Raw genomic sequence first — 18718 nt, forward strand, 5'->3', positions numbered from 1 at the left:
GCTGTTCCGCACGGCCAATCGACTGCATATTCGAACGCACAGCGGCGTGCTCTCGCGCGCCTTGCTCTTCGAGAGCGGAGAGCCTGTGTCGGTTCGACTCATCGAGGAGACGGAACGACTGCTGCGTGCCAACCGCTACTTCTACGAGGTGAACATCCGCCCCGTGGCGGTTCACGACGGCGTGGTGGACATCGAGGTGGCGACCCGCGACACATGGTCGCTGGACCCTGGGCTCAACGTGAGTCGCTCGGGCGGCGCCACGACAGGCGGCCTCAAGCTGCGCGAGTACAACCTCCTCGGCACGGGCACCTCGATCGCGCTCGGACGCAGCAAGGATGTCGATCGCACCAGCACGGAGTTCGAGTTTTCCAACACACGCGCATTCGGCACCTGGGCATCCGTGAGCTACGGCCACTCGAGCAGCAGCGACGGCAATCGCGATGCCGTCTCGGTCGTACGCCCTTTCTACGCGCTGGACGAGCGCTGGGCCGCAGGACTGTCGGCGTCGAAGGACAAGCGCATCGAATCCGTCTACGTCGCAGGCAACGTGGTCAGCCAGTATCGGCGCCACGAGCGGAAGGCCGAGGTGTTCGCCGGATGGTCGGCGGGCTTGCGGGACGGCTGGGTGTCGCGGTATTCGCTCGGCCTGAGCCTGCAGGACGACGCGTACCGCCCTGAACCCGGCCTTGTGGCGCCGCCGTCACTGCCGGAGGACGTCAAGCTTTTCGGCCCCTTCGCGCGCATGGAACTGATCGAGGACCGATTTGAACGAGAGGTCAATCGAAACCTGATCGGCCGGCCTGAGTTCTTTGCGCTAGGCCTGGCTGCGAACTTCAGACTCGGCCGTGCGGCGACCGGGCTCGGTTCGACACGCCATGCATGGCTCTATTCGGCCTCGATCAGCCGCGGCTTCGAGCCGCATCGCGACCATCGCCTGATGGCGGAGGGAGAGATCTCGGGCGAATACGAAAATGGGCGCGTTGGCCGTCAGCGGGTCGGTGCGCAGTCGCAGTACTACCTCCCACAGGGTGGGCACTGGCTGTTCTACGCTGCTGCTTCGGCCGACGTGCTGACGCGACCGCAACTGCCCGACATGCTGCTGCTCGGCGGCGACAACGGCTTGCGCGGCTACCCACTTCGCTACCAGAGCGGCACGCGGCGGGCGCTGTTCACGCTCGAGGAACGCTTCTACACCGACCTGTACGTCTGGCAGTTGTTCCGCATCGGTGGCGCGGCCTTCTTCGATGTCGGTCGCGCCTGGGGCGGAACCAGCATCAACACGATCAACCCCGGCTGGCTCCGCAATGCCGGCGTCGGGCTGCGCATCGTCAGCGCCCGATCGGCATTCAGCAACGTGCTGCACGTGGACTTGGCGTTTCCGATCGACGCCACGCCCGACATCAAGCGGGTTCAGTTCCTCGTCAAGACGAGATCGAGCTTTTGAGTCATTCGGTCTTGGGCTCGGGGCGAACCTGCTCGCTCAGCGCGTCCCACTCCGAGGCAGTGACATCGATCTCGCTGATCTCGGGCTTGCGCGGCTCCAGGGTGACACGACGCTCCCGCCCCGTTGGTGACCCCTTGTCCACCAAGCGACGATCGCGCCCCGATCGGCGATCATGCGGACGGGAGTTCGTCGAATCTTTCTTCCGTTGTGTCACGCCGGCTCTCCGAGGGCGGCCAGGACGCCTCGCGCACGAACTCGCGCAGGCTCCGTGAATGGGTTATGAGGATTACACCGATCGGCGTTCACGCGCGCCGATCTGTCGATCTTCTGTGATGCCCAGTTGAGCGCCCAAGGGCTAAAGCGCTATCAGCCGACACTTTTTCCATTCTAGTGGAGTGACAAGGCTTCAATTGGTACGACTCCAGATCTTGTCAGCGGTCACTCTTCCAAAATGAATCTCCGTTCGAACTCTGAGGACCACAGCTGGAGCCTACGAACATCGGGCGACCATTGGGCCAACTCTTGGCTCGAACCGGCAGCACACGTCCGGCCAGCCGCGTGGGGAGGCGATTCGCCATCGACAAGCGGCTGAACGCCGCACCCCCTAGTCTTAGGGGCCAAAGAAGATAAGGGTAAATACCAATATTGGTGCAGTTGCGGCCTTTTGCAGGAAAAAGCTCAGGCTGTTTAGCGAATATTTTCTGAGACCTCTGCTTTGGAGGTCTCATGCAAACCGATCCGAAATTCACTGAATCCGTAACACACCGCACGATTGCCCTCAGTCTTCGTGCCCCGGACTCGCCAGTGCGGCACCAGATGTCCGGCCTCTGCCGCCTCGCGCCACCACCGTTCGACTTCCCGCTTCTTCTGCAGGTGACGGTCGGCGAAAGCGCCGCAGCCAACGCAGCGCTTGCGCTGCTCCAGCAACCAAACAGCGCCGCCGCCACGGCACGCGACCAGTTCAAGTCGCTCAGCGAGCGTTGCATCCAAGAATACGAAGCGCGCCCGGGATGCGTCGACGCCGAGGACGCCCTTGAAGGTCGACTCCGCACGTACCCGGCGTGGGCGCTGCTAAGCGCCATCGGCGCACCCGACAGCGCAGTATCACACCCTGCCGTACAAGCAGCAGGCATTGAGCTGTTGCTTTCCTTCCATCACGGCAAGCCGATGGCCGCGGCGTTCTGCTCGGGCGCGCGTGTCGCGATTCAGGCCAAAGATCTCGACGGCACATCGCTGCAGGCGCTGATGGAACAGCAAGTCGGTGAGGCCCTTCCGCACTGGCTGCGGCATGCCCGATCGCGGTTTGCCGAGTTCTTGTCCATCTACGACGACGTCCCGCCGGCGCCCATCCCGCCGCGCAGTTTCGAGGACAGTAGCCGCACGCAGCTCGTCTCTCGCGCCGCATTTGCCAACTACCGCCGGCGCGCGGGCATCTTGGACGACACCTGCTTCAGCCGGCGGCAAATCGCGGAGGCCTCGGCGTACGCCGCTTCGGGCGTCTTCCGGACGTCGGCCGAGCGGCGTGCTGCGATGTGGTTGGTTGGCTGCTCCGGCCTGTACGCAACGAGCACTCAGTTCATCCCTTTGGCGTCGACGTCCCGCGACGACTGGGTCTTGGACTATGACCTGCAAACCGGCATCCTGCGTCGTGACTTCAGCTGCCTTGCTCCCGAAGCGGCTCGGCCGCGCCCGGGCAGCGATAGTCCGGCTTCCTTCGTGTCCTGCACGCCGGCACCGGTCGAGGTCCGGGACGAACTGCTGAGACGCGCGGCGATGGCGGACAGCCCCGGCGACATTGGCGATCTGATCCCCGCGCTGCGGAGCATTCAGCCGCGGGACCTGGTCTATCCCGATCTGGCCGACCTGGCACCGAGCTTCGCGCGGTGGTCTCGAACGCTTGCGCCCTTGGCGCTACAGGTCGGCATCGATGCGTTGCTCGCCGCGGTTACCACAGGCGACTTTGGCATCACCGCGCGCAGCAAGATCCACTACTGCCTCTTGAGCCCGGAGGAACTTTGGCGCAGCGCCGAACGGCTGTACGAAGCCCTGGGCTGGGGCAAACCGGTGCCGATGCCGACGAGCCTGATGGCGTTCGGAGCTGCCGTCGTACCGTCAGAGGCGGCCTTGCGCCGGATCGATGACGAACTGTGCAGTCTCGTCGAGAAACTTCGTCCGCCCCACCGGCTCAGCGGCGAAGCGCAGCTGCTCGAGTTCCACAACCGATTCGTGCGCACTCTCGCCTGGCGCTTGGCGGCCTGGCTCAGTCTTCGGGAGGCTGCCGAATTCTCCCTGCGCGCCTCCATCGACGAGCGCTTCGACCTGTGCATCGACGTCGTCGAAAAGGCCAGCGCCGGACGCGTCGGTGGAATGCCTGCCGTTGCGTGCGACGAGTTGCGCTCTGCCCTGCGCAACTACCGTCACCACTGCGAAGCCATGCGCGAGCGCCTGCGCACGTTTGGCTGGAGCGGGGCTGCGGTGGACTGGCTCGCAGCGGTCGTCAGTCGCGAGGATGTGCCGTTGCTCTGCACGATCCGCAGTCGCGACCGAGTTCTGCCCGTCGGCACGGACGAACTCCGGAAGCACCTCCCGGGCGTCGGCGAACTGGCGAAGGACTGGGGTCGGAAGTTCGCTGAGAACCGCCTCCGTCTCGCTGGCGTGCAGACGCGCGACATCGACCGGCATCAAAGGCACGACGTGCTCGGGCAAGAACAGGACACGTCCATCGCGGACGGGATTGAGGTGGACTGGGCGCGACGATTGCAGCCGGCGCTGAGCGCCATGTCGCGGGTGCTCTTCCGCGGTCGGTTGAATGGCCTCCGCGCTGGGGAGTACGCGCAATGAGCCCGGCCTCCCTACTCAAAGACGCAGGCATCCTCTGCTATCCAGACAGTGTCGATGTCGATCACCTTCGCTTCAACCGTCAGGCGCGTCGGCGCGCCAACCGCTTCGCGGCCTTCCAGATGCAGGTTCTGGGTGCCACAAGCAAACCCGGCACGTACGCAGCGCGCCTGATCGCATTGGACCTGGTCCGTCCTACCGAGCTCGGCGCCGCGCTGAGCGCCGAACCTTACAGACTCCAAGCGTTGGCTTGTATCGACTGGAAGGCAGACGGCGGACCCCGCACCGATCGACGCGCTTTGTGCTGCTTCACGACGTTGGCGCTAGCGGGGCGCGCGCCGTCGGTCGATGAGGAACGGGCGGCCATGCTGGCCCTGCTTGCGGCACTGCCGGAGTATCGGGCCATCGCCGAAGAGAAGCGCCTCCTCGAACTCGAGTGTGATCTGGCCTGCTGGGCGGCCCAGCGCCTGCCTCGCCCACTCTGGGCTCACGTGACGGGTCTCAGACCGATGTCCGCTCTGCCGAGACACCAGATCGCATTGGGCAATGTCGACGGTGTTCCTCTGGTCGCGCTCGACGAGCGGTCGGCATCGCGCCGCGCCGAAGCAGCGGACATGCTCGACACTGCAGTCGCTGCCGGACGACCCGCTACCACGCCGCTGCTGGTGGAACTCGCGACCGAGGTCTTCAAGACGAAGCGCGGGGAGACGCAAGCCGAGACGCTGGATCGTTGGGAGCGAGAGCTGCTCGCGCTGCGGGCCCGGGTCGAGGCCGGTGATGTCTCCTCCGCCATCGTGATTGCCTGGCAACTCGACTTGGTACAGAGCGGCACACTGACCGAAGTGGATGCGGCGCTCGAGACCCGAGCGCGCTACGCGCGTATCGCGTCGGGGAGCCTGTGGCGAATTCTCGCTACGTTGCCGCCGGACCCTCGGCAGTGGGATCCCGACACCCTGGGCGCCGGCTACCTCGCCGCAATGGCCGACCCAACATGCAAAGACGCGAGAAAGCTGGGCGCGGCGATTTCCAGCTTTCAAGGCTTCGTTCAGGAAGTCTTCGGCCTGCCGGCGCTGCCGCTCGGCCTGCACAAGTTCATTCCCGCCAGTGCACCGCGCGCCCAGTGGATCCCCGAGTCCGCTGTGCGTCGCGCAATCCGCTGGATGGACGAGGACGAGAGGGGCGATCCTCGCCTCAAGGACATCTGCTCGCTGATGATCCTGCTCGCGTACTTCGCTCCGTTCCGGCTCGCCGAACTCCGCTGGCTGCGGCTCAAGAACATCGCGCGCCTCCCTGACGGCACGATCGAAATTGAGGTGACACCGAGGCGAGGCGTTGCCAAGCTTAAGACGGCCGCAGCAACTCGCCGGGTGCTGATCTCAGATGCCGCGACGATCGAACGGCTGACCGCGCTGGAGCAAGCGCGGGAGGAGGAAGGCGCGGCGTCGGATGCTCTTCTCTTCGCTGGCGCGGGAGACGATGCGACACCATACCGCGCTCACGCGGTGCATGTCACCCTGCTTCGTGTCCTCAAGTGCGCCACCGGTGACCCGGCGATGACCTTCCATGCGCTGCGACATACGCACGTTTCCAATGCCATGGAACTGCTGCTGTCGACGTCGTCCATCTGCAATGGCAGCCGGCTCGCACAACTTGCCGACTGGACCGGCCACGAAGTGGCTGTCACCACGATCGAGTTCTATGCGCACCGCTTCGAGCTGGCACTAAGGACCCAGATCGACGCGGCTCTTCGCGAATGCGCGTTGACCAATGCCGACGGCGCGAGATCGCTCGGCATGAAAGCAAACTGGCTGACGGTCGGCGCAAAGCGCAAAGGCCTATCGCTGAGCGACCATGTCTGGCACTCAGCCGGCCAGCAGGCAGTGGCGGCAATCGCGCAGTTGCCGTCGGCCGCGCATGGATTGGAGTTGCAGGAGCCGCCAGCGCCGTCCTTCGCCGGCTCGCTTACGCGCAACTTCACGATCTTCGATTGCCTTCGCACGCTGAGATTGCTGGGCAAGGCCGACACGAGTGTGCTGCTGCATCGAATGCACCTCGCCGAGTCGAACTTGACCGCAATCGACCGGGCGGCCGATCAGGTATTGGCGGCGATCTACGCGAGTCGCGGGCGTCTGCCGCCGAACGGCGTATCCGGCGCGCTGGCTGTAATGCGACACCTGTCGATCCAGTTGGACCGTGCCGACCAGCACCGCTACGAAGTCCTTCGCCAAGCGTTGGCGCTGCCACAAGAGGCCAGCGTCGCGGCTGATGCGGCGACCGCGTGGACTAAGTCATGGTGGAACGCCGAGCTCAGTGCGGATCCGCCGGAGCGGCTGGTGCCGCTGTTGGCCTTCCTGTATTCGCTCGGCATCACGAGCAGTTCGCTGCTGCTCACGTACGAGGACGATGGCACCGATCCGGACGGCGTCCGGTCGCTGCTCGCCAGCGCATCTGCGATCGCGGTGGCGGTGTTCCACGACCACCTGCCGAACAAGCCGCTGCCCCATCAGCGACGCGGCCGAGAGCGCGCGTTTCTCGTCTGGCCCAGCCGGGCCGATGCGCCCGAAGCTGGCCGATCGAACGCAGGCTTCGACGCTCTCATGTTCGCGGTTGCGATCTGGGCACGACCCGAAGTGCAGGAGTGGAATTGATGCATCACTTGATCGGGCACCGCACCTTCGCCGCCCTCGAGGCACGAAATACCGAGGAAGAAGAGCGTCGTCACGAGGCAGCGCTTCGGTTGGAGTTCACGATCCTCGTACCCTCTGCCGGGCGTTTGCGCGTCAGTGAATTGATCCTTCAGCGCCACCACACGGATCAAGGGTGCAAGTTGGAGTACTACCTTGTACTGCCGCCTCAAATCACGCTGGACCTTGAGGGAAGGGGTGATCCGGACACCCCGAACGAGACAGACCTACGGGCTTTCGAACAGGACGTGGCAAACGTGACGGCCGAGTGCACAAGCGTCAAGACCAGATTGGTATTGGCCCAGAGTCCAGCCCTCGGCCACCGCGAATTGCAGCAGGAGTCGCAAGCCACACTCGATCTCAAGCGATTGCGCGGTCTATTCAGCCGCCGGAAGAAGACTGTCGTGCTCCCGACGCCCACCGGCGATCTCCCTATCGAACTTCCTCCTGCACCCGCAAAGCTGCCGACCGCCGTCGAATGCGGCGCGCAGGCACTCGTGGAGAAAATGCTCCCTGACGAAGTTGCACGTCTCCGGGCCATCGCGTGGGTGGCTTCCGAAGCCGTCTCGAGCGATCCCTCGGTGAAGTTCCCCGATCGCGCACTCGCGAGCCGGACTAACCTTCCCGACGCGCAAGTCCTGCGTCTCGTTTCCGGCATGGACGCTCAGGTTCCTGCGCGGCTCAGGGTCAGCTTTCAGTTCGACTGGGCGAGTGGAAACGTTGAGAATATGAAGATTCTTGAGGTACTCGACTAGGTAGCGGGGCCCGCGAAGGGTGTGAATGTCTGCTTGGCTGATCGCCTCGACGGCGAGCTTCAGTTTGTCGACCTGTGTCACAAGCCCGAGCCTTCTTTCGTTGTTGATACGAGGAGAAGGTGACTCGTTGATCGCGCCGGCTAAGCGCTGCGCCCCCCCGCCCCCCCGTAGCAATGACTCCTGCATCGCGCTTCCGTGGCCAGATGGCCACGCAGGCGACTTCACATAACGCTGGTTCGGGCGAGCGGCCCGGAAACGCGCAAGGAAGAGCGAGATTGCTCATGCATATACAGATTGAGCCGTTAGTCTTCGCAGTCCAGTAGTGTGAACGGGATAGCGAACGAAGTTGATGTGGCGTCGGCGCGATATTTGGACTGGCGGTGCCAGCATGGGAATGAGTGCTGTGAAGGGATGCCGAATGGCCCACCAGAGTCCTTTCAGGAACGGCTTCAGGTTGAAGCGCAAGTCGTACTTGTAGAAGCGTTCAAGCTCCTCATGGAGCTCCCGCTCAAACTCGTCAGGTACCCCACTGCGTGCGGCGTACGGGTGAAGTATTGGAACGAGAGTCTTTTGGATTGACTTCTTGTAAGGGAGCTTCAGGTGGTAGTGAAAATGCTGGTACGCCCGAAGAAAGAAGTACGCCCACAGCAGCCACAGAAAATCGAAGATCGCTTCTGGTCTCTTTACCGTGATGCTCAGAGCAGAAACAGTCGCTGTCGAAGAGACACTCGCGTCCGCGAACTTGAGGAAGCACAGGACGACAGTAATCGCCAGAAGATTGCGACGCTTGGCGTCGAAGGTATTGTCGTCCACGTGTATGAGCGAAATTCTGCTGGGTGACGCCTAACGTTTGAGCTGAGCGGCCCGCACCGGCAAGGCAGACTGGCCCTGGAGGGGACAATACCAGCAATGGCCCCGCAAGGGCCAGACTGCCTTGCCGGTGCGGGTCCGCTCGAGCGAAGGGTTAGGCCGCAGGGCTACTTGCATGCCGGACTTGACTTGAGGGCGTACACGGGCTCGGCCTGCACTCGAATCTTGCAGATGTATTGGTACTGCGGACAGTTGAAAGGGGCACAGGTGTTCTTCTTGCTCTCGGACTTGCCGACGACGGTGAAGGCGCCGCCAGGGTACTCGCCCTGTAGGCCAGAGATTGCCTGCTTGCACCACGGGTCCTGGCTGAAGCCGCCTCCCATCCATGGCGACACGCGATCCACCACGAACTCCTTGGCGTAGCTCTCCACGCCGTGGTCTGGATGACGACAGGGCGGCGGTTGCCCAGACCCAGGGGCTTGAAGGCGCAGTATGGCGACGGAAATGGTAAGGGAGACTGCACCAAGCGTAAGAGTCAGCGCAACGACACGTGGCTTCTTCTTGCGCGGTACCTCGAGGAGCCGGCCAACCGCAGCTCTTACCTCAACGGCAGCGTTGCCGCGGACGTGTAGGACTGTGACTGCCGTCAAGTACGAGGGCAGCTCAGATAGATCAAGCTGTTCGAGTACTACGGGCAGAACCTTGTTGGTCGGATCCGGCCACCGCCTTTGGGCGAGGTCGAGTTCACTCAGCGTGAATTTTCCGGGTCGAATCGATGCCTTGGACGCGATGAAGATGAAGAGGTCGCATTCTTCGATCGCCTCGTAGATGCGCTGCTGGTAGTCGCCGCCGGGATGCAGGCTGCGGTCATCGTAGAAGACAGAGTGCCCTGCCTTGACCAGTGCGAGGTGTATCGGCTCGACCCTTGGCTTGTCCTCCGATGCATGGCAGAGGAACAGATTTGCCATATTTCCCCCTGCAAGACACACCGCGATTCTGCGGCCTAACGTTTGAGCTGAGGGGCCGGAACCGGCATGGTGCTTGGCCCGCGAAGCGGATGATGACAGCGAGCGCTTCGCGGGCCAAGTGCCATGCCGGTGGAGGTCCCCGCTCGAGCGAAGGGTTAGGCATCACTGCTTCTTTTGTACCAATGGAGCGGAGGCTTCCAGTCGCTCCTGAGCACAACCCGGGTACTCGAAGGTCACAGCCAACTTGGCGTCAAAGGGGCGCTCTTGAGTTCCCTTGCTTTGGCAGAGAACTTGTATCTCGCGAACAAATCGATCATTGGCACCCGACTCTGCCGCGTTCAGGAAGTCAGCTTTGGATGCAAAGCCCAGCTGGAAGGCCGGAAAGCTGTAGACGTACCGGGCAGTCAGTGTTGGAAGAATCTTTGCTCCGACGTATACGGTGCGAACTGCCGTTTCGGCGCTCGCGACCATTGCCTTGAAGTTCCGTCTGTTCTGAAGAACCCAAAGTGCGAACAGCGTGGCAAGAAAGCCGAGCACTCCGAGCACTGCGAAACCGACAGTCAACATGCGTGGTGATCCTTCGGCGGTGGGGTTGCTGGCTGGGTCTTCCGGTGATGCCTAACGTGATTTAGAGATCAACTGTACCTTGCGGCCTGTGGGAACTTGTGGAGGCATACCGCAAGACATTGCCATATGCCGCAATGCGGGTTCAATCGGGGACTTTGGCTGTTTGTCTCACATGGCATTAGGCTCGAACCCATGTGAGGTTTAACGTTTGACCTGAGCGGCTGACGCCTGGAAGGCGCCTGGCACGCGAAGCGAATGTTAGGCAGCGACCGTGTCGCAGGCCAAGTGCCACCGATGGCCGATACGGCAGATCCGCCCTTGAATCCCGCCAAGCTAGCGAGGGCCTTCATCACCCATTCCCGCACTGACGCCACAGGCCCTCGAACTGGCTTGAAGAAACACCCACGCCGCAAACGCTGTGGCCTAAGCCCTTGAGCCAGCTTGATAGGAGCGAGTTTTGCAGGCCTGGCTCAAGACCTCGTTGCTTTGAGCGCTTCCAGCTTCGCGTAGACCTCTCGTTTGCCAGCACCCCGGAGTGCCGCAATGGCGGCCAGGCTTTGCGCTCGCGGCTTGGATTTGCCTTGCTCCCAGGCGTAAACGGACTGGCCAGTCGCACCGACCAATAGACCGAAATCCTCCGCAGACAGTCCTAGGCGTTTGCGGTTGCTCGCCATTCCTGCGGCGCGGAAGCGGAGCCCTGTGGCATCGGCTTCCTTCGCAGAATGGTCGCCTGCCTTTGCAGTGGCCGGAGAAACCCCACCAGCCTTTGCGAGCGCCTTGAGACTCTTCTGCAGGTCGACCAACTGCCGCTTGAGGCCCGCGATCTCCGAACGCTGGGAGGCGATGGCCTTCTTGATCCCCTCAGTCGATGCACGCAACTCTTTGCGGGCAAGACGGGCTACTTCGGCCTTCAATACTATCGCGATGTTTGGCATATCCGCATTCTGCGCCAACCCGACCGCCATACAGCTGCGGCGGGTGATGACGGAGGGGCTGCCCGGAAGCGGTCTTTCGGCAACGTCAAGTTGTGGCCGAGTCCGTGAGTTCGAACGGATACGCGGAAGCTGACGATCGCGGCGGGGGCATGCTGCGTAGCTCTCAACTCGATGGGAGACCATCATGGGTAGCTAGGGGCGCACGTCTTAGCGTGGACTTTCCTTCAAACTTGGTGCTTCGTGCAAGCTGCGTCGATGACTTCGTCGACCGCGGACTCACTGAGCAATCCCGGGCAACTGGACAGTCTCAATCGGAGCTGTACCGCCGCTGGCTCGCAAACGGGGAACGTGCCGTCCGGCAAGTTCGCCGGACCCGGACTCCAATGTCGGCGATCGGCTCACCGTTAATACTGACGGCTGTCGGACTCAATCCGAATCTGGATCACCGTCTTCGAGTCCAGGCATTCGACGAGCAACTTCCGAATAACGAGGTCATGCGCCAGTACGTTCGTATCGGCCTTGAATTGAGCCAAGCTCCATCTCCAGCGAGGTGCCAGTCGCGACTTGCGTTGCGGTCAGGGTGGCGTCACCTCGTGCACAAAGAATCCTCGATCGCGATAGGTGACCACGTCGTCCCACCAAGCCGATACGGGCAGAAAGCGCGCGCGGTTGGTTCCGCCGGCTTGACTCTGCACAGGCATCACGACATTTCCGTCTGCATCACGTCGGGCCGCCAGAGCAGGCGTCTCGGGCACGACGACCGCGATGTGTCCTGGCAGTCTCTCAGTGGCGCGGTCGGCGCAGATGACAGCGAAGCTGCCAGCGTTTGCGGCGCCCTGTAGGGCAGTAGCGTCGAAGACTCGACGCCACCCGAAGTCGGCGCCAAACTCGATCAGCCACGCCATCAGATCGTCGGCCCGCATCTCACGCACTGTCACGTCGTACAGCGCCTCCAGCGTTTCACCAGCGTCCAGCCGATGTAGCGCTTTGGACTTCCACCATACGCGAGGCAGGTAGGCTCGCGCCAGGTACGCAAAGTCGGCCGCGTAGATGTTGCAGAAGGTGGCATCAGGCGTGCGCGCGTACCGCTGGCTGTGTTCAACGTCGAGCCATTGCACGATCGCGTCCAGCTGAGCTGTCCGCGTGGCTGCATCAGCTGTTGGATCGCGTCGCGGCTGACCCGGCTCACCCAATGGCTGCGCGCGGCGTGCGGCACTGGCTCGCTGCGAGCGGGCATCGCCTTCACGATAGTGGACAGCCGGATAGCGACCGGGCGCTCGAGCTGGCTGCGTGGTTGCTGCAGTCTCTGCGATAGCTTCCGACACTGGCGCGAGGAAGCGTCCGCTGACGTAGCCAATCACGTCGCCCCCATCCAGAGCCACCCGTACGCGTACGAATGGCTCAAGTGCCGGACCGAGGACTCGCACCATCTGACCCTCGCGTAGCCGCGCGATCGGGGTGTTCCCCACCGTGGATGGAACATGGCGAAGATTGAGCTCGGACGCGGTCACTCGGCGTGGCTCGCCGCTGCCCGCGACCACTTCGGCGCCAACTGGCGTGAAAGCCCCGAAGGCGTCAAAGTCAGCCTTCGATTGGACCGCCTCGCGGTCGTTCGGACCCAAACCACAGAGGTCGCCAATGGCTGAGCTTTGCTTCAAGTCCCAGGAGGCATAGACATCGCTTCCGCGCCAGCCAGTGGACATCGCAAGCCACGAGAACTCGGCCAATGCCTCGTTCTCCTTTACGCGTTGGCACACCAGCCCGGAGCCATAGACTCCCACTCGGTACGGTATGCCTGCGCTTGCCGCATCAGTTAGCGCGGCACGTACGCCGCGAAAGTAGGGCAGCACCACGGCGTCGATCTGAGCATTTGAGAGGTCCGTGTCGACTGCGAAGTAGATCGCGCTGCCTGGCGGCTGTCCTACCTGGGCTGCAAACGTGAAGGCGGCCAGTCCATCTTCGCGCCCGCGCGCTTTGCCGAAGTCCTGCAACTCGCGGGCGCGGTCCTGGTACACGGTGACAAGCCTCAGCCCCGCCCTGGCCAATGCCGCTGCCTCTGGCGGCGAGATTCGCTTTCCCGGATTGGTGGTGCGTGCCGAGTGATAGCGAATGACGAAGTCCACTTCGCTGCTCTGCAGGCAAGCGGCCTTGTCCTCACAGCGGCGTGAGGTGGAGAAACCTTTGCGCATCGAGAATCTCCTCAGGGCAGCGAGAAGGTCGGCCTCAGCGACACAGTGCCTGGAGGCAGCCCACTCCACACTGTTGGGTCGAAAAGCTGCCATGCGGGCAGCACATAGGCCTGACGCGCCCCCGCAGAGTCGTTCGGGCCGCGCGCGACGTACATGCCGGCGAGAGTCGGCTTGCCGTCAATGCCGAGACAAACGACAGCTGATCCACTGTCACCTGCAATCGGCGGGGTGCTGCCTGGCGCTATGGTCAGCAACAGCAGCTGCGCGTGGTGCAAGGCTACGCGTGTCAGTCCTTGGCTCGTTCGGAACTCGTATGTGATCGTGAAGGCAGGGCTAACGTGGCTGTTGAACTGTGCCAGCACTGCGTCGCGCGGTTGTCCAATCTGTGGGTGATTGTCGGGCACGAGGATGCGGAACATGCGGTCATGCGCCAGCGTGTCGAAGAGATCCGGTGCGCTGATATGGGGCAGGGAGGTCGAAAGGGCCCAGCCGGAGAAGGCGGCGTTGAACCATGCGGTGTCGCCCACAAGCGCGAGCTGTGCGTCAAACGCGGTTCGCGACGATCGGTCCAGATGTCCACCCCAGGCTGTTGCCAGTCCGCGCACGGCTGAGCCGATTGACGGGTCGCTGAAGGGCGTTTGACCAACTGGAGTGGGCTGCGGTGGAACCGGACTGAGGACGTGCATAGCGCTCAAGGCCAGCGGCGATGTGGCTGCACCATTTATGCGGATGCCACAGGTCAGTGTGCCGGGCAAAGGGAACTGTGCGTCCTGCATTACGACGCAAGATGCCGACTGCGCCTGCGCCCCCGCAAAGCGTTGCGCCTTCTGGACGTCAGTCGGTACCGCATAGAGCACGCGCGTCGCTGGCTGTCCAGGCATTGGCCCCCAGGTGAGCAGGCGAGAAGGTAGGAGCTGTTCAGCGCTGCTGCCCGACCGCGCGGCGTTGGTCTGTGCCGAGTTCCACTTTCGCTTCACCACAAAGACCACGCAGGCCTCTGGCATCAAGACTTCGCGGCCTTGTGCGTCGCCTCGCGCCTTGTAGCCAGCCATGATGGCAACCACATTTCGGTACGCCAGGGTTAGTTCAGCGGTGCGAGCAGTGACAATCTCCCGCGCCAGGGTCATGCGCAGAGCGGGGTCGGCCAGTGTGTCAAAGCGCGCGATGGCTTCAGCCATGCCGGGATGCTGATCCCGGCTACGCAGCGACGATTGTTCGGCCGTTCGGTGCCACGCGGCAACAGGACCCGGCGCAGCGCGCTGGCGTGTCACGGTGTGGCGCAGTCGGCCGGCAGCGTGGTAATTGCCAACTGATCTGGTTTCAGCCCCTTGACGCCTGCCTCGGCAAGATATGCGGAGGCCAGGTCGACGCGCTTGACGGGGGCGGCGCCGTCCGGGCAGGTCACCGTGAAGCGGATGCTGCGGCCGTCCTTGATCGGATTGTCGCTGCGCACGTAAGCCTTGCCGCCAAACTTGAACTGCGCCTTTGTCTTGAGCGCGGTGATCGCCGTGTCGATTGCCGCATCAGGCGATGGTGCCGGAGCCGGGACTGTGGCCTTTGCCGGAGACGTCGAGGGCTTGTTGCCCGCTGCGTCCTTGGTCTTGTCCTCACCGTTGCCGGCGCCGTTGGAGGGGGCCGCAGCCGCTACGGATACTGGGATCGTCACGATGTTGGGCGCGTTGGGTGCACTGTCGCTGACCCGCAGCGTTCCTTCCGTTGCGCCCTTGAGTACGTTCGATGCGAAGGTGAGATCTGAGCGAGTGTCGAAGCGCACGGGGCCCTTGGCGGTCAGCGCCTTGCTCACGGGACCCTCCACCTCCACGAAGTAAGGCTTGATGCCGCCGCTGATGTCCACGATGCGCTTGTCTTCCTGGTCCGCAGTGAAGCTCAGGCGCTGGGGCGAAACAGCCAAAGCCGTCACGACTTGGGCTACGCCGCAATCCTTGAAGGCATCATCCGGAAACGGACCGGTGCGTCCCGCCAGTAGCGCCGCGGTGTCAGCATTGGCGGCCTGGGTGGCGGCCACGGTGTTGATCAGCGTCTCAGTTGCCTTCTGGACGTCACTCTTCTTGCCTGTTTCCGTCATTGCCATGCCGGACTTCACCGCCGCGAGGCGCGAGTTCAACAGATCGTCCACGCCTGCACCGGGAGCAATGGCCGAGACCATGCCGGCGAGACCGGAGACCAGCTTTGGCACATTGCTCAAGTCTGGCGTCGCATTGACCAGAGACCTCACCACCGCCGCATCGATGCTGTTTACCGCTGCCACCAGGTCGCGCGCACCGCGGGTGGCCGCCACGCTGAATGCGCTGGCAGAGCGAAGTGTCTTCTCACTGTCTTCCAACTGCACGCGCGCCGCAGTCAGCGCCTGCTGCAAGTCAGGTAGACCGACATCGCCCGGGTTGGCCGCAGCAACGCCCTGGGCTGTGGCGATTCCCGCGGCTAGCGTCTTACGCTCGCCTTCGAGCCGCCCGATTGCAGTTGCCAAGCGGGTTCGATCGTCGACAGAGATGGAAAAGGGTGTCACGGCTCGTTCGGCGCAGTTCAGGGCCTCCACACCGGCCTGATAGACCAGCAGCCGTGGGCGCTGAAGGTTGCTCTGAGAGAAGGCGTAGCCCGTGCCGCCCAGGAAAGCAGTGCCAACAATCGCGTCTCGATGCACATTGCCAAGCGCGAGTGCCGCGATGAGTGCACCCGTGCCTAGCAGAGCATTGGACGCGTTGCGCTCGTCGTTGAGCTGCGTGGCCACGGCATTGCGGTAGCGAGTCCGCAGCGAATCCAGGTAACCGAGCGCGCCCGGCATCGAATCGCCTGCCTTGATGGCATCAGGCGCCTGCCAGGCCGGCACCAGGGGCTCTGTCGCGCAACCGCTGGCCGCAATTGCCACCGCCAGCGCCGTACACCGCCAGCGCACGCCTGCCTTCTTCGGGCCCATGTCGACTCCCCGCCTCTATGGTCCGAGCATCGTAGGAGCATTGTTCTCGCTTTGCGACCTACATTCTGGGGATGCCAGCAGCTCGTGGGCGGGCTTGCGTCGCTGCACTGAGGCAGCAAGAGCGGCCTCTCGGGAGGGGAGCGGCTCGTCCCTGACCTTGAACGTCGCGTCCGCGGCCAGCCGACACCCGGAAGCCGCGGGCGTCCCAATGCCAAGAGCCGCTCGAGGGCCTCGAGGACCGCCCTGCCCTGCGGATCCGCATAAAGCGGCTTGCGCCAGGAGTACGGGCTGGCCTCGTCCATGCGGCGCTGGTCTTCCTCGAGCAATTGGCGTACGACCAGGTGCCGCCCGCGGGCCGTGGGTCGCGTGACGGGCTGCTGGCCAGCGCGGCGTAGCGATCCACCGCCTGCTCGAGGCGCTCGCTGAAGACCGGTGCGCCTGGCACCGGCTGGGCAAGATCGCGAGCGTCGAACCCCTGCAGTCCGTGCGCGGCTGCGAGGTGGTCCTCCTCGATGCGCTCGGCCATCGTGTAGGCCAGTGGCGGGCGCACGTACTTGTGCCTTGTCTTGGCGCCGGCGGCGAGGTGGGTCCAGTAGCCGCGAGGCGGCATCGGCACGTTCATCGCGCGGCACTGCTTGCCGATCCAGACTTCGGAGACGCCCAGTTCTCGGGCGATGGTCGTGCGCGGCCGGGATCACACCAGGTCATACAGTGCCTGGCGGCTAAACGGGTTCGACATCAACGGCTCCAGCGCGACGGGTGAAAGAGGTGCGGACCGCGTCCGCCGTGCTGCAGGCAAAGTTGAACCATCGAGCGCCTTCAACTACGAAGTGCACTTGCCCTGCTAGGGTCAAGGCTCAGATGCACCAGGTTGTCGGTCGCCGACGATCCGCAGCATCCCGCGCAGAATCAGCGCCACCGCCCTGGTCGATGTGAGCTGTTTGGGCAAGCGGTTCGTCTAGTTCCGCGTCGAGTTCATTGCGAAGCGATTCCGGCGTGAAGTTGGCAAACTGGCGACGGTGCGGCCAAGCTTCTGGAGGGCGCAATCAGCCCCTCCGCGCGTAGTCCTCAATGAGGTAGCTGGCATAGTCGGTCAAGAACTCAACCATTGTGTCGCGACTCATGGTCGGACCTGGGTTTGACGACGCCTAACGTTCGAGCTGAGCCGGGCGGCGTAAGGCTGGGCGGCGACAATGCACCGTGCGCCGCGGCCCAGCCTTACGCTGCCTGCCGTAGAGGGTCGGCTCGAGCGAGTGGTTAGCCTTCACTCGAGGCCACCTTATCGCTGAGCAGCAGTGCTCATGTACGCACGGTACTCCCGAAGGCCTTCGCCAGTCTTGAAGGCGTGCATTGCACTTGCACGCATCATGACATTCCTGCCAGAGTAGCGAAGGAATATGGTGCTCAACTCGAGATCGGCTCTCGCCTTGGAGATTGCGCTCCTATCGCCGCCAGAGGGAAACATTGTGTTGTCCACTCGAACGGTGATCGCCGAATCCTCCAGATCTGGCACGGAACTTACTTTGCCGGTCGACGTCCAGAAGCGCTTCGCGGCCCGATCCGTAAATTGGAGCGTGAGCGTGTCTTTTGACGGCTCCCACTGCAGTGAGGGTTCTCTAGGCTCGGCGCGATCCGACCCATCCGGATCGTATGGTCCGACGTCGAAGGAGAGATCGGCCGCACCAGGGGGAGGTGAGCTTGACGGCGCGTCAGGATCTACTGCAGGGTCCCTACGACGTATCGCTAGAGAAAGCCCAGTAAAGTTTAGAGTGCCACTAAGCCAATGATAGGTTGGACCTTTTGGCCAAAGTGATGATACTGGCACGATCGCGACTGCACGAACTGATCCATCTTGCCCGGTGATAGCTGGCCGCACACCGAGTGGAAGATCGCGCTTGAACGAGAACGCGCCGTCACGCGATTCTCCAAGCTCTCGACGCAGTTCCGCAACAAGATCCGCCACGCCGTCGGTACCCGGGTTGATCAAGATGAATGCCGTCACCTCCATGTCGTCAAGAGGCTGGAGAGTGCGCCGCACATCGGAAGCAATTTGCTGTTGCGTCTTCAGCTGATTGCTGAGCGCGATCGTTAGTCCTATCAACAGGGAGACAGCAGCGACTGCGAAGACGAACGAGGCAATCGTCCACTTTGATCGGTTCAGGAAGCGCAGTATCAAGGTTGCCGTTGGTACGGGCGGGGGAAGGAGTTCTCGAACTCTCGCCAATAGGCGTACAAAGCCTGGGTGACTCGGGTCACCATCCCAGGAGTCCAGATCCGTTGCTTGCAGCCGGTCATAGGGGCTCTCGATAGTCATGGGTTCAAGCCGCGCCGGGGCATAGCAGCCGCGCGCAATAGCTTGTGACGCTTCGTGTCGCACCCACGGGGAACGCATGGCCGCCTTCGACCACAGTACGACGACGCATGCTGCATCCGCGAGAGCATCATCGATTGCACCATGCCACTCTCGACCGCATTGAATGCTTTCCTGCCACCAGACAGCGTATCCGGCGTTGGCAAGCGCGTCCTTTAGGCGGGCTGCGACACTCCGCTCCTCAGTCTTGAAGCTGATAAAGATATTTCGATGCGTCACTGT

13 protein-coding genes are annotated in these 18718 nt (G+C 63.1%); 4 read left to right on the top strand and 9 right to left on the bottom strand.

The genetic code is table 11. The annotated features are described in order from the left end of the window. The first annotated feature begins 148 nt into the window (after positions 1-148). Entirely contained in the window at positions 149-1444 is a 1296-nt protein-coding gene (locus tag Q0599_RS04435) for a BamA/TamA family outer membrane protein (RefSeq protein ID WP_298826265.1), read from the top strand. Between the two features lies 1 nt (position 1445). Here the strand turns inward: Q0599_RS04435 and Q0599_RS04440 are convergent, their stop codons facing one another. Beyond that, positions 1446-1658 (bottom strand): hypothetical protein, encoded by a 213-nt coding sequence (locus Q0599_RS04440; protein WP_298826268.1) that lies wholly within the window; start codon positions 1656-1658, stop codon positions 1446-1448. Between the two features lie 512 nt (positions 1659-2170). Here Q0599_RS04440 and Q0599_RS04445 point away from each other — a divergent pair. Genes Q0599_RS04445 through Q0599_RS04455 form a run of 3 tightly spaced genes read left to right on the top strand, consistent with a single transcriptional unit; the run spans position 2171 to position 7721 of the window. Continuing rightward, a complete protein-coding gene (locus Q0599_RS04445) occupies positions 2171-4285 on the top strand; it encodes a hypothetical protein (protein WP_298826271.1) in 2115 nt (704 codons plus the stop codon). Beyond that, the gene (locus Q0599_RS04450; protein ID WP_298826274.1) at positions 4282-6930 is read left to right on the top strand and encodes a tyrosine-type recombinase/integrase; all 2649 of its coding nucleotides are present in this window, start codon (positions 4282-4284) and stop codon (positions 6928-6930) included. The genes Q0599_RS04445 and Q0599_RS04450 overlap by 4 nt, the downstream gene beginning before the upstream one ends. Further along, a complete protein-coding gene (locus tag Q0599_RS04455) occupies positions 6930-7721 on the top strand; it encodes a hypothetical protein (RefSeq protein WP_298826278.1) in 792 nt (263 codons plus the stop codon). Before Q0599_RS04450 ends, Q0599_RS04455 begins: the two co-directional genes overlap by 1 nt. A 279-nt stretch (positions 7722-8000) precedes the next feature. Here the strand turns inward: Q0599_RS04455 and Q0599_RS04460 are convergent, their stop codons facing one another. The 8 genes from Q0599_RS04460 to Q0599_RS04495 form a co-directional block, all read right to left on the bottom strand. Further along, the gene (locus Q0599_RS04460) at positions 8001-8534 is read right to left on the bottom strand and encodes a hypothetical protein (protein WP_298826281.1); all 534 of its coding nucleotides are present in this window, start codon (positions 8532-8534) and stop codon (positions 8001-8003) included. 164 nt (positions 8535-8698) lie between these two features. Further along, complete coding sequence (locus Q0599_RS04465; protein WP_298826284.1) at positions 8699-9499, bottom strand: toll/interleukin-1 receptor domain-containing protein; 801 nt, start codon at positions 9497-9499, stop codon at positions 8699-8701. Positions 9500-9661: 162 nt separating this feature from the next. After that, entirely contained in the window at positions 9662-10066 is a 405-nt protein-coding gene (locus Q0599_RS04470) for a hypothetical protein (protein ID WP_298826287.1), read from the bottom strand. Positions 10067-10536: 470 nt separating this feature from the next. Continuing rightward, entirely contained in the window at positions 10537-11001 is a 465-nt protein-coding gene (locus Q0599_RS04475) for a helix-turn-helix domain-containing protein (RefSeq protein WP_298826290.1), read from the bottom strand. Positions 11002-11576: 575 nt separating this feature from the next. Continuing rightward, the gene (locus Q0599_RS04480; protein ID WP_298826293.1) at positions 11577-13190 is read right to left on the bottom strand and encodes a glycoside hydrolase domain-containing protein; all 1614 of its coding nucleotides are present in this window, start codon (positions 13188-13190) and stop codon (positions 11577-11579) included. Positions 13191-13201: 11 nt separating this feature from the next. Beyond that, the gene (locus Q0599_RS04485; RefSeq protein WP_298826296.1) at positions 13202-14368 is read right to left on the bottom strand and encodes a hypothetical protein; all 1167 of its coding nucleotides are present in this window, start codon (positions 14366-14368) and stop codon (positions 13202-13204) included. A gap of 89 nt (positions 14369-14457) precedes the next feature. Then, the gene (locus Q0599_RS04490; protein ID WP_298826299.1) at positions 14458-16125 is read right to left on the bottom strand and encodes a hypothetical protein; all 1668 of its coding nucleotides are present in this window, start codon (positions 16123-16125) and stop codon (positions 14458-14460) included. A gap of 1279 nt (positions 16126-17404) precedes the next feature. Then, positions 17405-18715 carry a toll/interleukin-1 receptor domain-containing protein gene (locus tag Q0599_RS04495; protein ID WP_298826302.1) on the bottom strand — a complete coding sequence of 437 codons (1311 nt, stop codon included), beginning with the start codon at positions 18713-18715 and terminating at the stop codon, positions 17405-17407. Between the last annotated feature and the right edge of the window lie 3 nt (positions 18716-18718).

Origin of the sequence: uncultured Piscinibacter sp. (assembly GCF_937952055.1) — a bacterium.
Classification (GTDB): Bacteria; Pseudomonadota; Gammaproteobacteria; order Burkholderiales; family Burkholderiaceae_C; genus Piscinibacter.